Annotated in this window: 13 protein-coding genes; 5 read left to right on the forward strand and 8 right to left on the reverse strand. The window is 65.6% G+C overall.

Features of this window, described 5'->3' with window-relative positions:
* Positions 1–145: 145 nt before the first annotated feature.
* Complete coding sequence (locus tag ONR75_RS10545) at positions 146–1,390, forward strand: MFS transporter (RefSeq protein ID WP_265082536.1); 1,245 nt, start codon at positions 146–148, stop codon at positions 1,388–1,390.
* A gap of 8 nt (positions 1,391–1,398) precedes the next feature.
* Here the strand turns inward: ONR75_RS10545 and ONR75_RS10550 are convergent, their stop codons facing one another.
* Positions 1,399–1,647: a hypothetical protein gene (locus ONR75_RS10550; RefSeq protein WP_265082537.1), complete on the reverse strand. Its 249-nt coding sequence runs from the start codon at positions 1,645–1,647 to the stop codon at positions 1,399–1,401.
* 250 nt (positions 1,648–1,897) lie between these two features.
* On the opposite strand from ONR75_RS10550, the gene ONR75_RS10555 reads away from it, so the two are divergent.
* Complete coding sequence (locus ONR75_RS10555; RefSeq protein ID WP_265082538.1) at positions 1,898–2,428, forward strand: Spy/CpxP family protein refolding chaperone; 531 nt, start codon at positions 1,898–1,900, stop codon at positions 2,426–2,428.
* A 24-nt stretch (positions 2,429–2,452) separates the two neighbouring features.
* Here ONR75_RS10555 and ONR75_RS10560 read toward each other — a convergent pair whose 3' ends face one another.
* Positions 2,453–3,700, reverse strand: coding sequence for an MgtC/SapB family protein (locus ONR75_RS10560; RefSeq protein ID WP_265082539.1), 1,248 nt, complete (start codon positions 3,698–3,700; stop codon positions 2,453–2,455).
* A 227-nt stretch (positions 3,701–3,927) separates the two neighbouring features.
* Here ONR75_RS10560 and ONR75_RS10565 point away from each other — a divergent pair, with 227 nt between their 5' ends.
* Positions 3,928–4,779, forward strand: a complete 852-nt coding sequence (locus tag ONR75_RS10565) for a universal stress protein (protein ID WP_265082540.1) — start codon at positions 3,928–3,930, stop codon at positions 4,777–4,779.
* 12 nt (positions 4,780–4,791) lie between these two features.
* Here the strand turns inward: ONR75_RS10565 and ONR75_RS10570 are convergent, their stop codons facing one another.
* The 6 genes from ONR75_RS10570 to ONR75_RS10595 are packed head-to-tail and all read right to left on the reverse strand — an operon-like array spanning position 4,792 to position 10,714.
* Positions 4,792–5,640, reverse strand: a complete 849-nt coding sequence (locus ONR75_RS10570) for a thiamine pyrophosphate-dependent enzyme (protein ID WP_265082541.1) — start codon at positions 5,638–5,640, stop codon at positions 4,792–4,794.
* An 11-nt stretch (positions 5,641–5,651) separates the two neighbouring features.
* Positions 5,652–7,007 (reverse strand): transketolase C-terminal domain-containing protein, encoded by a 1,356-nt coding sequence (locus tag ONR75_RS10575; RefSeq protein WP_265082542.1) that lies wholly within the window; start codon positions 7,005–7,007, stop codon positions 5,652–5,654.
* Positions 6,995–7,363: a 2-oxoacid:acceptor oxidoreductase family protein gene (locus ONR75_RS10580; RefSeq protein ID WP_265082543.1), complete on the reverse strand. Its 369-nt coding sequence runs from the start codon at positions 7,361–7,363 to the stop codon at positions 6,995–6,997. The genes ONR75_RS10575 and ONR75_RS10580 overlap by 13 nt, the downstream gene beginning before the upstream one ends.
* Positions 7,356–8,144 (reverse strand): 4Fe-4S dicluster domain-containing protein, encoded by a 789-nt coding sequence (locus tag ONR75_RS10585; RefSeq protein ID WP_265082544.1) that lies wholly within the window; start codon positions 8,142–8,144, stop codon positions 7,356–7,358. The genes ONR75_RS10580 and ONR75_RS10585 overlap by 8 nt, the downstream gene beginning before the upstream one ends.
* Entirely contained in the window at positions 8,141–9,169 is a 1,029-nt protein-coding gene (locus ONR75_RS10590) for an FAD-dependent oxidoreductase (protein ID WP_265082545.1), read from the reverse strand. The genes ONR75_RS10585 and ONR75_RS10590 overlap by 4 nt, the downstream gene beginning before the upstream one ends.
* 36 nt (positions 9,170–9,205) lie before the next feature.
* A complete protein-coding gene (locus tag ONR75_RS10595; RefSeq protein ID WP_265082546.1) occupies positions 9,206–10,714 on the reverse strand; it encodes an anion permease in 1,509 nt (502 codons plus the stop codon).
* Between the two features lie 331 nt (positions 10,715–11,045).
* Between ONR75_RS10595 and ONR75_RS10600 the strand changes: the two genes are divergently transcribed.
* Both ONR75_RS10600 and ONR75_RS10605 read left to right on the forward strand, forming a co-directional pair.
* Positions 11,046–12,887 (forward strand): heavy metal translocating P-type ATPase, encoded by a 1,842-nt coding sequence (locus ONR75_RS10600; RefSeq protein ID WP_265082547.1) that lies wholly within the window; start codon positions 11,046–11,048, stop codon positions 12,885–12,887.
* Between the two features lie 107 nt (positions 12,888–12,994).
* Positions 12,995–13,690, forward strand: a complete 696-nt coding sequence (locus ONR75_RS10605) for a VIT family protein (protein WP_265082548.1) — start codon at positions 12,995–12,997, stop codon at positions 13,688–13,690.
* Positions 13,691–13,697: the final 7 nt, after the last annotated feature.

A 13,697-nucleotide genomic window follows, 5' to 3' on the forward strand; every position in this document is an offset into this window, starting at 1 on the left:
TCTGGGCGCTAGGCGCCGGCGTTTGGCGCCAGAGAGCCGGCCGGTTTCCCGATGGGCCGGGAGGCCCGCTGTTGCACTGCTTCTGCATGGCCACCGGTACGCTGCCGCGCTTGACCGGGCGGGTTCCAACAACGAAGTTCCGTCTGTGAAAAAAGATTCTACGATCAGGGAGGTTAAGCCCCCATTTGCGCCGGATTCCCGTCAGGCGTGGATCAGACTTGCCGTCGCCCTGGTGATCGGCTCGATCGGCAGCGTCGGCATGTGGTCGGTGGTGGTGGCGCTGCCGGCGGTGCAGGCTGAGTTCGCGGCCAGCCGCGGCGACGCATCGCTCGCCTTCACGCTGACCATGGCCGGGTTTGGCATCGGCGGCCTCGCGGCCGGCCGGCTGACCGACCGGTTCGGCATCGTTGCCGTCATCGCGCTGGCGACGGTCCTGATGGGCTGCGGCTATGTCGCCGCGGCGCAGGCTTCGGCGCTCTGGCAGTTCAACCTGATCGGCCTGGTGGTCGGCGCCGGCTCGTCGGCGACGTTCGGGCCGCTGATGGCCGAGTCGTCGCACTGGTTCGAGCGCCGCCGCGGCATCGCGGTCAGCATCGCCGCCACCGGCAGCTACATCGGCGGCACCTTCTGGCCACCGCTGGTCGGCTGGGGAATTCAGCAATTCGGCTGGCGGCCCACCCATATCGCCATCGGCGTTGTCGGCAGCGTGACGATGCTGGCCATGGTCGCCCTCCTGCGGCTGCAGATCGGCGCGGGATCGCGCCGTAGCCATGTCGATGCGCCGCCGCCGCGGATCGATCTCCGGCTCAGCAGCAACACCCTTACGACATTGCTCTGCGTCGCCGGCATCGCCTGCTGTGTGGCAATGGCGATGCCGCAGGTGCATATCGTGGCCTATTGCGGCGACCTCGGATACGGCGTGGCGCGCGGCGCCGAGATGCTGTCGCTGATGCTGGCCTTCGGTATCGTCAGCCGGGTCGGCTCCGGATTTCTCGCTGACCGCATCGGCGGCATCCGCACCCTCCTGCTCGGCTCGGTGGCGCAGGGCTTTGCGCTGCTGTTCTATCTGTTCTTCGACAGCATGACTTCGCTTTACATCATCTCCGCGATGTTCGGACTATTCCAGGGCGGCTTGGTGCCCGGCTACGCGATCATTATCCGCGAGGCGATGCCGGCCTCCGAGGCCGCGACCCGGGTCGGCACGGTGATCTTCGGCACCGTGGTCGGCATGTCCCTCGGCGGTTGGGTCTCGGGCATCATCTTCGACGCCACCGGCTCTTATGCAGCGGCGTTCATCAACGGTCTCGGCTGGAATGCACTCAACATCATGATTATGACGGCGCTGCTGCTGCGGGCGCGAAGCCGCTTGCAACTCGCCACAGCAAGCTGAGCGACAGCTCAGCCCTGCAGCAGCATCGCATCGGTTGTATTGCGCTGCCGCCAGTAGCGCGCCTGCAACCGCGGCGCCATCCACCACGAAATGGGCGCCGAAAGCGCGAAGCTCAGCAACACCACCGTGGGGATCATCGTGAACGCATGTTGCGACAGCGCCGGAACCAGCAGCACCGTCAGCAGTCCGATCCCGAAGACCACCGCATTGACCATCAAAGAAAGCAGCGCAGCAATTCTCAATCGTGTGCTGGACATGTGTCTCTCCTGTAAGAGTTAACTGCACCACCAATTCCCACGCCCCGGGGATGTTCCTGCGGAATCTGTGCCGTGGTTGCGGTGGATCAATGTGAGCATCACGCAGACTGATATCGATGCAATTCGAGTCAGCACTTCTCCATTCGACACTTCGCGCATGCAGCATTGACTAGGATGCGCCGCATTCACCGAGATCGAAGGCACCGCCACGGCGGTCGTGGCCATTGCCCCATAGCTTCTGGAGGTCGCAATGAGCAGGATATTCACGACAGCGTTATTCGTCGCAGTCGCATTGTCGCTCGGCAGTACGATTCCGTCGGCTCAAGCCCAGGCTCAGCGTTCGGGTTCGGAGGCCGGCGATCGTGACTGGGGTTGGGGACACATGGGTCCCGGCATGATGATGGGGCCTGGCATGATGGGCCGCGGCGGCTTCGGCCGCATGTGCAATGCTCGCGCAGTGGGATTTGCGGAGTGGCGCATCGACAGGCTCGAACAGACACTCACTCTGACCGATGCGCAGCGCGCCAAGTTCGACGACTTCAAGGCCGCCTCGAAAAAGGCCTCGGAGACCATGCGGGCCGCCTGTCCGACAGACATTCCGGCGACGATGGTTGGTCACATGCAGGCGATGGAAACGCGTCTCGATGCCATGTCTGCGGCGGTCAAGACGATTCGCCCGGCGCTTGAGGGGTTCTATGCGACCTTGAACGACGAGCAGAAAGCGAAGCTGGATTCCAGCGGCGGTCGCGGCCGGTTCTGGCGCTGGCGTGAGCACTGGTAGCGTCGTGGCTCGCCGAGGCGTTCTTCAGACCAAGTGAATGGCCAGCGCGCCGGCCCAGGCCGCTGCAGCGACAAGCAGCAGACCCGGGATCAGCCGCCATGCGAATGCCCGGCCGCCGCTGCGGGCGAACACCATCTTGCTGATGGTGTTCGCGGAGAGCCCTGCCAAGATCGGGAAGACGGCATCGGCGGCGGCTATCTTGCCGGACGCGACCAGCGATGCCACCGCGATGGCAGCCGAATGGGTGTCGACGAAGCCGGACACGAACGCGGCCATGATGACTCCGGTCTCGCCGAAACTGTCCCGCAGCGCGGCCGAGGCGATCAGCATGGCGGAGACGGTCAACGCAAACACCAGCGCCACCGGCAGGCTGAACGCCTGACCCGGTTGCGGCTCGACTGCGGTCTTCTCCTGCATCGCTCGGACCGTGAAGGCCACGCCATAGACGACCGCCGCAAGTCCGGCACAAAGCAGCGGAACGGCGAGCGCGCGCAGCGCGGGCACGCTGGTGACGGCGAGCACCAGCGCCATCTGGATGATAGTGGCAACCGTCGATAGCGCGGCACCGGCCACCGTGGCCGCAAGAAGGTCCGGATTCTTCTGGGCCCGCATGCCCATGGCGCCAATGGTCGCCGTGCTGGAGATGAAGCCGGATGCGAGGCCGGCGACGGGAAGGCCGAACCGCGCGCCGAGCAGACGCAGCGCGACATAGCCCGCCGCACCGATCGCCATCACCAGCAGGACGATGATCCAGATTGAGTGCGGGTTGAGGGCGCCGTACGGCCCCATCGCGCGATCGGGCAGAAGCGGCAGCACGACCAGTGTGGCGCTGGCGAAGATCAGCGCGTCCCTGACTTCGGCCTCGGTGAGTATGGAGCGGATGAAATGATGTAGCGGCGCCCGCGCCGCCAGCAGCACTGCGACGGTGACCGCGATGCCGCCAGCGAGCACCGGCCGCTGCGTCGCCAGGCCGCCAAGCAAGGCGGTGAGGATCAACGCTATCTCGGTGGTGAGGCCGGGATCGTCCTGGCGCGATCTGAAATAGGCCACGGCCGTCAGCGCGCCCACGCCGGCGACGGTAACCGCCAGAACGACTGCGCCGCCCACCATCGCGCCGACCGCTCCGGCAAGGGCGGCCACCGAGAAGGTCCGGATGCCCGCCGGCGCGCGCGCTGGTCCTGCGCCCTTGTGACGCTCGCGTTCGGCGCCGATCAGCATGCCGATGCCGAGGGCGACGGCAAGGTTGACCAGAACGGGGTCGAAAATCAACATCTGTGTCCTGTACGAAGCAGCATCAGGCGGCTGCGCGGTTCGCGGCCCGAGTTCGGTCGACGTCTCGCGAACCCACTCGTTGTGGGCGGATTTTTCATTGGATGTCCAGACCGGACTGATGCGAAGCAGGGTCCGGCTTCACGGGGGCTGCGGCTACGGGATGCTCCTTGAGCCAAATCAATGCCGAACCCGGTCGGGTCCCTAGGCTCTCCGAAAGGGAGACCGACATGGCGATCAAGCAGATTCTTTTGCCGCTGGTGAGCTACCCCAAGGCGACAGAGATGGCCGCGATCGACAAGGCCGTCGCCGTCGCCAAGCGATTGGGCGCCGGCATCACGGCGATTGCTTTCGATATCGATGTGCTGATTCCCGGAGCGCTGCAGACACGACCGCTGAATTCCGACAGCCTTGTGGTAGAGACGCCTGAACACCAGAAGAGTCGTGCGCATGCCACGAAGATGATCAAGGCCTTCGAAACTGCAGCCGACGCCGCCGCGATCAAGCACGATCAGATCGTCGGACGCTGCGTCTCGGAAGACATGCCGACCCAGGTGGTGATGCGCGCGAGAACGCATGATCTGGCACTGGTACCAATCGCGCCATATGACGATGTCTCGGAGAAAATCGTCGAGGCGCTGATCTTCGAATCCGGGCGCCCGCTCCTGATCTGCCCGGAGCAGTCCGTGGGGGAGCTCCCGGAGGCATTCGGGCAGGTGGCAATTGCGTGGGACAACAGCCAGCAATCCGCGCGGGCGGTGGCGGATGCGATGCCATTGCTGAAGATTGCCAAGACGGTCAGCATCTTCACGGCAGCCGACAAGAATACTGCCGCGGACATCGATTCCGGGGCGGCACTGGTCGGACACCTCGGTGCTCACGGCATCAGGGCGACGTTTGAGATCGTCAGGAAGAGCGGCAGTTCCACGGGCAAGGTGTTCGAGGCGTTTGTGCAGCAAAACCGGATCGACCTCCTGGTGATGGGGGCCTATCGGCACTCGCGCCTGCGGGAATTCATCCTGGGCGGTGCGACCTATACGGTCGTCGGGCAGCCGCCCTGTTGGGTGATGATGTCGCACTGACACCGGTGGCGATTAACCGCATACCCTGAATTGCTCCTCCACATCCGCGAGCGACGCGAGTGGCGCGCTGCTGCGGGGCAGCGATGGCCGGTGGTCCTTGAACAGCAGGCCGAGGCTGTAGCCGTCATCGGCCAGTGTGGCGGCCTGTGCGGCAGCGCGGTCGTCGACGATGGACAGCGACGTCGGATGCACGTTCTCCTTCCAGCCGAACGCCTCGGAGCGGAACGCCATGCACGGGCTGAGCACTTCAATGAAGGCGAATCCCGGCCAGCGAATGCCTTCCACGATGAGGTTCGCCAGTTCCTGCGAACGGCCGGCAAATCCGCGGGCAACGAAATTGGCACCGGCGGCAAGCGCCAGCGCGATCGGGTCGAACGGACGCAGGCCGAGCCCGCCCGGCGCGATGTCGCTGTCCCAGTCGGCTTCGGTGGTGGGCGAGGGCTGGCCCTTGGTCATGCCGTAAACGCGGTTGTCCATCACCAGATAGAGCATGTCGATATTGCGCCGGCAGGCGTGGATGAAATGGTTGCCGCCGATCGAGTAGCCGTCGCCGTCGCCGCCGACCGCGATCACTTCGAGGTCCGGCCGCGCCAGCTTGACGCCCGATGCGAACGGCAGCGCGCGGCCGTGCACGCCGTGAAAGCCGTAGCAGCTGGTGTAGGCCGGCAGCCGCGACGAGCAGCCGATGCCGGACACCATCACCACCTCATGCGGCGGACGGCCATGCGTGGCCAGCGCATGTTCGAGCGCCGACAGCACGCCGTAATCGCCGCAACCCGGGCACCAGATCGGCGTGGCGCCGGAATGGAAATCATGCGCGGTAAGGGCGGCGGCAGGGGCGGCGATGTCTGTGGTGCTCATGGTGATCTCCGTCACGCCAGATGCGCGGTGATTTCGGCGGGCCGGAACGGCAGCGGGCCGGGACGGGCGAGGCTTTCCGCGGTCGGCGGGATGGCCTTGAAGGCGAGCAGATGATGGTAGAGTTGCGCGCCAAAATTCTGCTCCATCACCACGATGCGGCTGGCGCCGTCGAGGGCGTGGGCGAGGGACTTCAGTGGCAGCGGCGACAGCACACGCAGCGCAACGACGCGGACAGGCTTGCCGGCGGCCTCGAGCCGTCGCGCCGCTTCCTGCGCCGGGCCGATGCTGGAGCCGAACGCCAGGATCGCGGTGTCGCCGTCGCCCGTGACGCTGCCCCAGGCTTCGCCAGGATCGAACTGTTCGAGTTTTCGCGCGCGCTTCTTGATCTGCGCCAGATGCGCGGCGGCACCGCCGACCGGAATGCCGGTCTCGTTGTGGGTGAGGCCTTCGCCGACCCACTGGCCACCGGGCGTGCCCGGCAGCGGCATGGCGCTGACCGGATCGGTGCCGATGGCGTAGCGCTTGAACGCACCGTCGGGCAGGTCGGTCTTGCGGGTGAGCTTCTGCGGCCGTTCAGGCTTTGGATCGATCACCGTATTGGCCTGGCCGAGCGCCATGTCGGACAACACGATGACCGGCGTCTGCAGGGATTCCGCGAGATAGACGGCCCATTCGCCGGTGTACATGCAGTCGCGCACCGAGGTCGGCGCCAGCACGATGCGCGGCGCGTCGCCGTGGCCGCCATAGATGGCGATGTTGACGTCGCTTTGCTCGGTCTTGGAGGGGATGCCGGTAGACGGCCCGCCGCGCATCACGTCGACGATGACCGCAGGGACCTCGGCGGCGATGCCGAGGCCGATGGATTCGATCATCAGCGACAGGCCGGGGCCGGAGGTGACGGTCATCGACGGCACGCCGCCAAAGGAGCCGCCGAGCACCATGTTGATGGAGGACAGTTCATCCTCCGCCATCACCAGTCGGCCGCCGAGCTTCTGCAGTTGCGGCGACATCCATTCGACGAGGTCGGTGGCCGGGGTGATCGGATAACAGCCGACGAAACGCACGCCGCCGCGCAGCGTGCCCATGGCGACCGCCTGGTTGCCGGTCAGCAGCCAGCGCGGCGCCGGATGCGGCGGATCGAGCCGGACGTCGAGATCGACGCCCGCCGCGGCCGCAATACCCGACTTGAGTGAGGCGGTGTTGGTGCGGGTGACGTCGTCGCTCTTGTCGCCGAGCACGGCGGTCAACGCCGTCTGCAGGTGGTCGACCGGCAGGCCGGCCAGGGCCGCCACCACGCCGGCAACGAACACGTTGATATGCTTGCCGTGCAGCGCGCGCTCCAGCGGCGTGGCGTCTACCTGTCCCATGGTGAGGGCGATGGTTCGACCCTTGCATTTGGCGATGCTGGCCGGCACCGGGCCGGCCCGGGGTCGGAGATGATGACGGTCTGGTCGTCGAGCGGAATCTCATTGGCGAACTGGTCGACATTGGCCCAGTCCAGCGCCACGAACAGGTCGAAACGGTCGGGCTGGCAGGACACCGGCGCGGTCGAGATTTGCACCAGCGCCGCCGCCTCGCCGCCGCGCACCTGGGCGCCGAACAGCTTGCTCATCATGCCGTAATAGCCGGCCTGAGCCGCGGCATTGAGCAGCAGCTCGCCCGCGCTCATGGCGCCGGCGCCGCCGCTGCCTGAAAACACCATCGCAAGGGAAGGTCTAGCCATGGGTCGTTCCTTCGATCGGTGCTTGCGACATGGCAATCAGCGGCGATCCGCCGGCGCGGGCCGTGAGCAGCAGCATGGAGTCCATCTGCCAGGCGCCGGTCGGGCAATTCTCTGCGCACAACCCGCAATGCAGGCAGAGGTCTTCGTTCTTGACCATGACCCTGTGGCTGACCAATCGGGAGGCGACGTAGAGTTCCTGCGAAAGATTGGTCGCCGGTGACTTCAGCCGGCTGCGCAGGTCGGCTTCGTCGCCATCTTTGGTGAAGGTGATGCAATCGGTCGGGCAGACGGTCTCGCAGGCCTTGCACTCGACGCACAGAGGCGGACTGAACACCGTCTCCAGCTCGCAATGCAGGCAGCGTGCGGCTTCGGCGACGGCGTGTTCGATGTCGAAGCCGAGTTCGACCTCCTCGTGGATGTCGGAGAGCGATGTTGCCAGCGGCTGCAGCGGCACCGCATGGCGGACATTCACGGAGACCTTTGGAATATGGCGCGGCGGCAGCGGCGTGCGCTGGGTTACGAACGTCGCCGTGGCGGACGGCCGAACCGCGGGGTCGGCGCCGCTGAGCAGCAGGTCGATGGTTACGGCGGCCTGATGGCCATGCGCCACCGCGGTGATGATGTTCTTTGGACCGAAGGCCGCATCGCCGCCGAACAGCACGTGAGGAAGCGTCGACTGCAGCGTTGCCGGATCGAGCTTCGGCATCTCGCGGTCGCCAAAGGCAATGCCAAGGTCGCGCTCGATCCAGCCGAAGGCCGACTCCTGGCCGACCGCGATCACCACGTCATCGCAGGGGAAATGTTGCAGGGGCCGGCCGATACCAGCGTGCGCTTGCCGTTCTCGAAGACGCTGGTCACCGGCTCGAAATTCACGCCGGTGAGGCGGCCGTTGTCGTGGGTGATTTCCCTCGGCACCAGATCGTTGCAGATCACGACGCCTTCACGCTGGACGTCGTCCTTCTCCCAGGCCAGTGCCTTCATGTCTCCGAAGCGCGAACGCACCACCATCCTGACGTCTTCGCCGCCGAGTCGGCGTGCGCTGCGAGCGCAGTCGATCGCGGTGTTGCCGCCGCCGATCACCACGACGCGCTTGCCGATGCGCGTGACGTGCTTGAACCAGATGCTGGCCAGCCATTCGACGCCGATATGGATGTTGGCGTGTGCTTCGTTGCGGCCGGGGAGCGCGAGATCCTGGCCGTGCGGCGCACCGGCGCCCACGAACACCGCGTCCCAGCCCTCGGCCAGCAAGGTCTTCATGCTGTCGATGCGCGTGCCGCCGCGAAACGCGACACCGAGATCGAGGACGTAGCCGGTCTCCTCGTCGATGACATGTTCCGGCACCCGGAAGTGCGGAATCCGCGTGCGCATCATGCCGCCGGCCTTGGGGTCGCCGTCGAAGATGGTGCATTGATAGCCAAGCGGCGCCAGATCGCGGGCCACCGTCAGCGAGGCCGGGCCGCCGCCGACCAGCGCGATGCGCTTGTCGTTGGTCTTTGTCGTTCGTTCCGGCAGGTAGCCTGCGATGTCGCCCTTGTGGTCGGCGGCGACGCGCTTCAGCCGGCAGATCGCCACCGGCTCCTTTTCGACACGGGCGCGACGGCAGGCCGGCTCGCAGGGCCGGTCGCAGGTGCGGCCGAGGATGCCGGGAAACACGTTGGCCTCCCAGTTGACCATATAGGCCTCGGCATAGCGGCCTTCGGCGATCAGGCCGATATATTGCGGCACCGGTGTGTGCGCCGGGCAGGCCCACTGGCAATCCACCACCCGGTGGAAGTGATCGGGCGTCGAGATATCGGTAGGCTTCATGACAGTGTGCCGGTTGGATGGAAGCGGGCTGCGGTCCTAGACATAACCGAGCCAGCGCCAGTAGGTGGCGCCCAGCAGCATCACCAGTGCGAAGGCGATCACCGTCAGCACCAGACCCGTGCGCACGAAATCCTTGGCGCTGAAGGTCTCGGTACCGTAGGCGACCATGTTCTGCGGCGCATTGACCACCAGGATGAAGCCGAAGCTCACTACGAATTGCAGCAGCATGGTCAGGCCGACGATGTTGATGCCGGGCGTGGCGACGCTCTGCAGCACTGCGATCACGATCGGGATCATCGCCGATGCCAGTGCAGTGGCGCTGGCGAAGCCGAGATGGATGACGATCAGGAACACGCTGAGCACGCCGAGGATGAACATGCCTGTGGCATTGCGCAGGCCGAAGTCGGCGACCACGAGATCGGCGATCCAGATGGCGCCCTTGGTCTGCAGCAAAGCGGTGCCGAGGCTGATGCCGATGCCGAACAGCACCACCGTGCCCCATGGAATCTTCGGCTGCGCCTCCTTCCATGTCATGATGCCGATGCCCGGCAGGAACATGATGGCGACCGCGGCGATGGTGGTCGACGACGTGTCGAAGCGATGCAGGATGCCTTCGGTTGCCCAGAAGCCCAGCAAAGTGAGCGAGATGATCAGCAACTTGATCTCGGACATCTTCATCGGGCCGAGGTCCGCCAGCGACTTGCGGATGCCTTCACGGCCGCCCGGCACATCCTTGATTTCCGGCGGCATCATGCGGGTCATCACGAAATACAGCGCGATCGACATCAGCACGCCGAACGGTGCGGCAGCGATCAGCCAGTCCAGCCAGGTGATGGTCTTCTGCAGCATCTTCTCGATGAAGCCGATCGCCACCATGTTCTGCGCCGCGGCGGTCTTGATGCCGACATTCCAGATGCTCGCGGTCTGCACCGTGGTGATCATCAGCATGCCGGCAAAGGCGCTCTTCTTGCTGACGCCGTAAGCGGAGATGATGCCGAGGGTGATCGGGACGAGGCAGGCCACCCGTGCCGTCGTGGAGGGAACCAGGAAGGCGATAACGAAGCCGACGATGATGGTGCCGACGACGACGTGGCGGGCTTCGGTGCCGACACGCGACAGGATGACCAGCGCAATGCGCTTGTCGAGTCCGGTGGCAGTCATGGCGGCGGCAAGAAACAGCGCGGAGGCCACCAGCGCCAGTGCTGTGTTGGCGAAGCCGCTAAAGGCAAGGCCGAGACCGGCGCTGGTGCCCATCAGCACTTTCGGATCGGCGGGATTGGGGGACAGCCCAAGCAGGAACGCCATCAATGCGGCGATGACCACAGCGGAGACTGCGTAGTCGAGCGCTTCGGTCATCCATACGATGACGGCGAAGACCAACACAGCAAGCATGCGCTGGCCCGCTACCGAGAGCCCTTCAGGCTTCGGCAGCGCGATCACCACGATCAGTGCGGCGATGGCCAGCAACAGGCCCCAGTTGGCGCGTAGCCAAGATGGCCGGATCGGTGCAACAACGGCAGCAGGCGCTGACTCTGCAACTGACATGGAATTTTCCCCGATCTGATGTTGCCGTCATTTCACAGCATCCGGGTGGTACTGCATTGAGCAGGATCAATCTAGCGACAGCGCAACTGCAGCATTCGCTGCAATAAGATGACATGAATAATTATTGCAGCGCTGCTGCGAATGAGACGCAGCTTTCGCGCGCGATTGACGGCAGTAATCGCACGTCGCGTGTCTCCGGAAGAGAGGGCGGGCGTTGGCTTGCCGGTGATCTGATCCGTTTGTTGCAGCAGTTGATATATATCAAAGGGAAATGGTGGTGCGTGGCGCAGTCAAGGTGAGTGCCGCAACGTCTTGATGGACGACGATCACCATGTTCTCCAGCTTCTCCATTCGCCCCTGGCTGATAGCTTTTCCTGCCTTGGGGATTGCCGCCGGCTTTGCATTGCGGTTCTGGGGCTTCGAGCTATGGGTTCCCGTTGTATGGGCGGTGTCCACCGTTCCGGTTCTGCTGACGCTGCTGGTCGACATCGTCGTGAGTCTGCGCCGCGGCGAGGTCGGTCTCGACATTGTCGCCGCATTATCGATGAGTGCTGCGCTGCTGTTCGGTGAGGAACTCGCCGCCGCGGTGGTGGCGCTGATGTATGCCGGCGGCCAGTATCTTGAAGGCTTTGCCGAGCGCCACGCGCGCCGCGAGATGACGGCGCTGCTGGCGCGGGTGCCGCGCACCACCATGCGGCACCGTGAGGGCCAGCTCGAGGAAATCGGCCTTGAGCTCGTCATGTCCGGCGATCGCCTGCTGATGCGCCGGGGCGACGTCATTCCCGTCGATGGCACGGTGGCGCTGGGCACGGCCGTGCTCGATCAGTCGGCTTTGACCGGCGAGGCTATCCCGGTTCAGCGCAAGGTTACGGAGGCCGTGCTGAGCGGATCGACCAATGTCGGCGAGGCCTTCGATCTCGTGGCGCTGCGTCGCGCTGCCGAGAGCACCTATGCGGGCATCGTGCGGCTGGTGGAGGCAGCGCAGCGCTCCAAGGCGCCGATGTCGCGGCTTGCCGATCGGTTTTCCATGGTGTTTCTCGGTGTAACGGTGGTGATTGCCGGCGGCGCCTGGCTGTGGACCGGCGATCCGATCCGTGCCGTTGCCGTGCTGGTGGTCGCCACGCCATGTCCGCTCATTCTCGCGGTGCCGGTGGCGATCGTCTCCGGCCTGTCGCGCGCGGCGAAGCACGGCATCCTGATCAAGGGCGGCAAGGCGCTGGAGACGCTGGCGCGCATTCGCGCGCTGGTGATCGACAAGACCGGCACACTGACCGACGGCCGCGCCAGGGTCGTCTCGGTGCATGCGATGCCGGATTTCTCGGCCGACGAGATTATCCGCATCGGTGCATCGCTGGATCAGATGTCCCACCACATTATCGCCCAGACTGTCGTCGCCGAGGCGCAGGCGCGTGAGCTGCAGTTGGCCGTGCCGACCGGTACGCTGGAAACTGCCGGTGAAGGAATCGAGGGCAATGTTTGGGGACGACCGGCGGTGGTCGGCGGTGTGGCCTTCGTCGCCTCGCGCATCGCCGTCGGCAGCGGCGCCCAACTGGAACGCTCGAAGACGCCGGGCGCCGTGCGGGTCGCTGTGGCCATCGACGGCGAACTGGCCGGTGAAATCGTGCTGGCCGATGAATTACGCGCCGGCACCGAAGCGCTGCTCGGCGACCTGCGCAAGCTAGGCATCGAACGTATCGTGCTGGCGACGGGCGATCGCCGCGCGGTTGCGGATGCGATCACCGCCGGCCTGTCCATCGATGCGGTGCGATCCGAACTGACACCCGACCAGAAGGTCATGGTGGTCCTGTCCGAACGCAAGAACGGCCCGGTGATGATGGTCGGCGACGGCGTCAACGATGCGCCGGCGCTGGCCGCGGCGGATATCGGGCTGGCGATGGGCGCGCGAGGTGCGGCGGCGTCGGCTGAAGCCGCCGACGTGGTGCTGCTGGTCGACCATCTCGACCGCGTGGTGCCGGCGATCCGGATCGCGCGTCGCGCGCGGTTCATCGCGCTGGAAAGCGTCTATGCCGGCATCGGCCTGTCCATCGCCGGGATGATCGCGGCGGCGTTCGGCCATCTCACGCCGGTGCAGGGCGCGCTGTTGCAGGAGGTCATCGACGTCGCGGTGATCCTCAATGCTCTACGCGTGCTGCAGGATAACGAACCGCGCTGAGGCAAATTCATTCTGCTGACGCAACGATATGCGCGTAGTGTCGCGGCGTGGTCGTTGCCGTCGCGACCCCTAGGTTTTCATTGAAACCCCGATCCGAAAGAGTGAGCATGAGCCGCCTGCACAAAGAAAGCCACCTGGTGTCGCGCGTGGGCTGGCTGCGGGCAGCGGTGCTCGGTGCCAATGACGGGATCATCTCGACGGCTAGCCTGATCCTCGGCGTGGCCTCCGCCTCCGCGGCGCAGAGCGATATCCTGCTCACCGGCGTGGCTGGCCTGGTGGCCGGCGCCATGTCCATGGCCGCCGGGGAATATGTCTCCGTCAGTTCGCAATCCGACACCGAGCATGCCGATCTCGCGCGGGAATCGCGAGAACTCGCCGCCGATCCGGCCGCCGAGACCGAAGAACTTGCGCAGGCCTATGTGGTGCGCGGCGTCGAGGTCGGGCTGGCACGCGAGGTGGCCCGGCAGTTGATGGTCAAGGATGCGCTGGGCGCCCATGCACGCGACGAACTCGGCATCTCCGCGGCCACCACCGCGCGTCCGGTGCAGGCGGCGATGGCTTCGGCTGCTACCTTCACCGTCGGCGCAGCGGCACCACTGCTGCTGGTCCTTGTTGCGCCAACGGCGCATGTGATCCCAGTCGTCGCTGTGGGATCGCTGCTGTTCCTGTCGCTGCTGGGTGCGATCGGCGCGCGGGCCGGCGGCGCCGGCCTGCTGAAACCGACGCTGCGGGTGGCGTTCTGGGGCGCCTTCGCCATGGCGCTGACGGCCGGCATCGGCGCGGTGTTCGGCAAGGTGGTCTGACCAAGCT

Origin of the sequence: Rhodopseudomonas sp. P2A-2r, from assembly GCF_026015985.1 — a bacterium.
Lineage (GTDB): Bacteria > Pseudomonadota > Alphaproteobacteria > Rhizobiales > Xanthobacteraceae > Tardiphaga.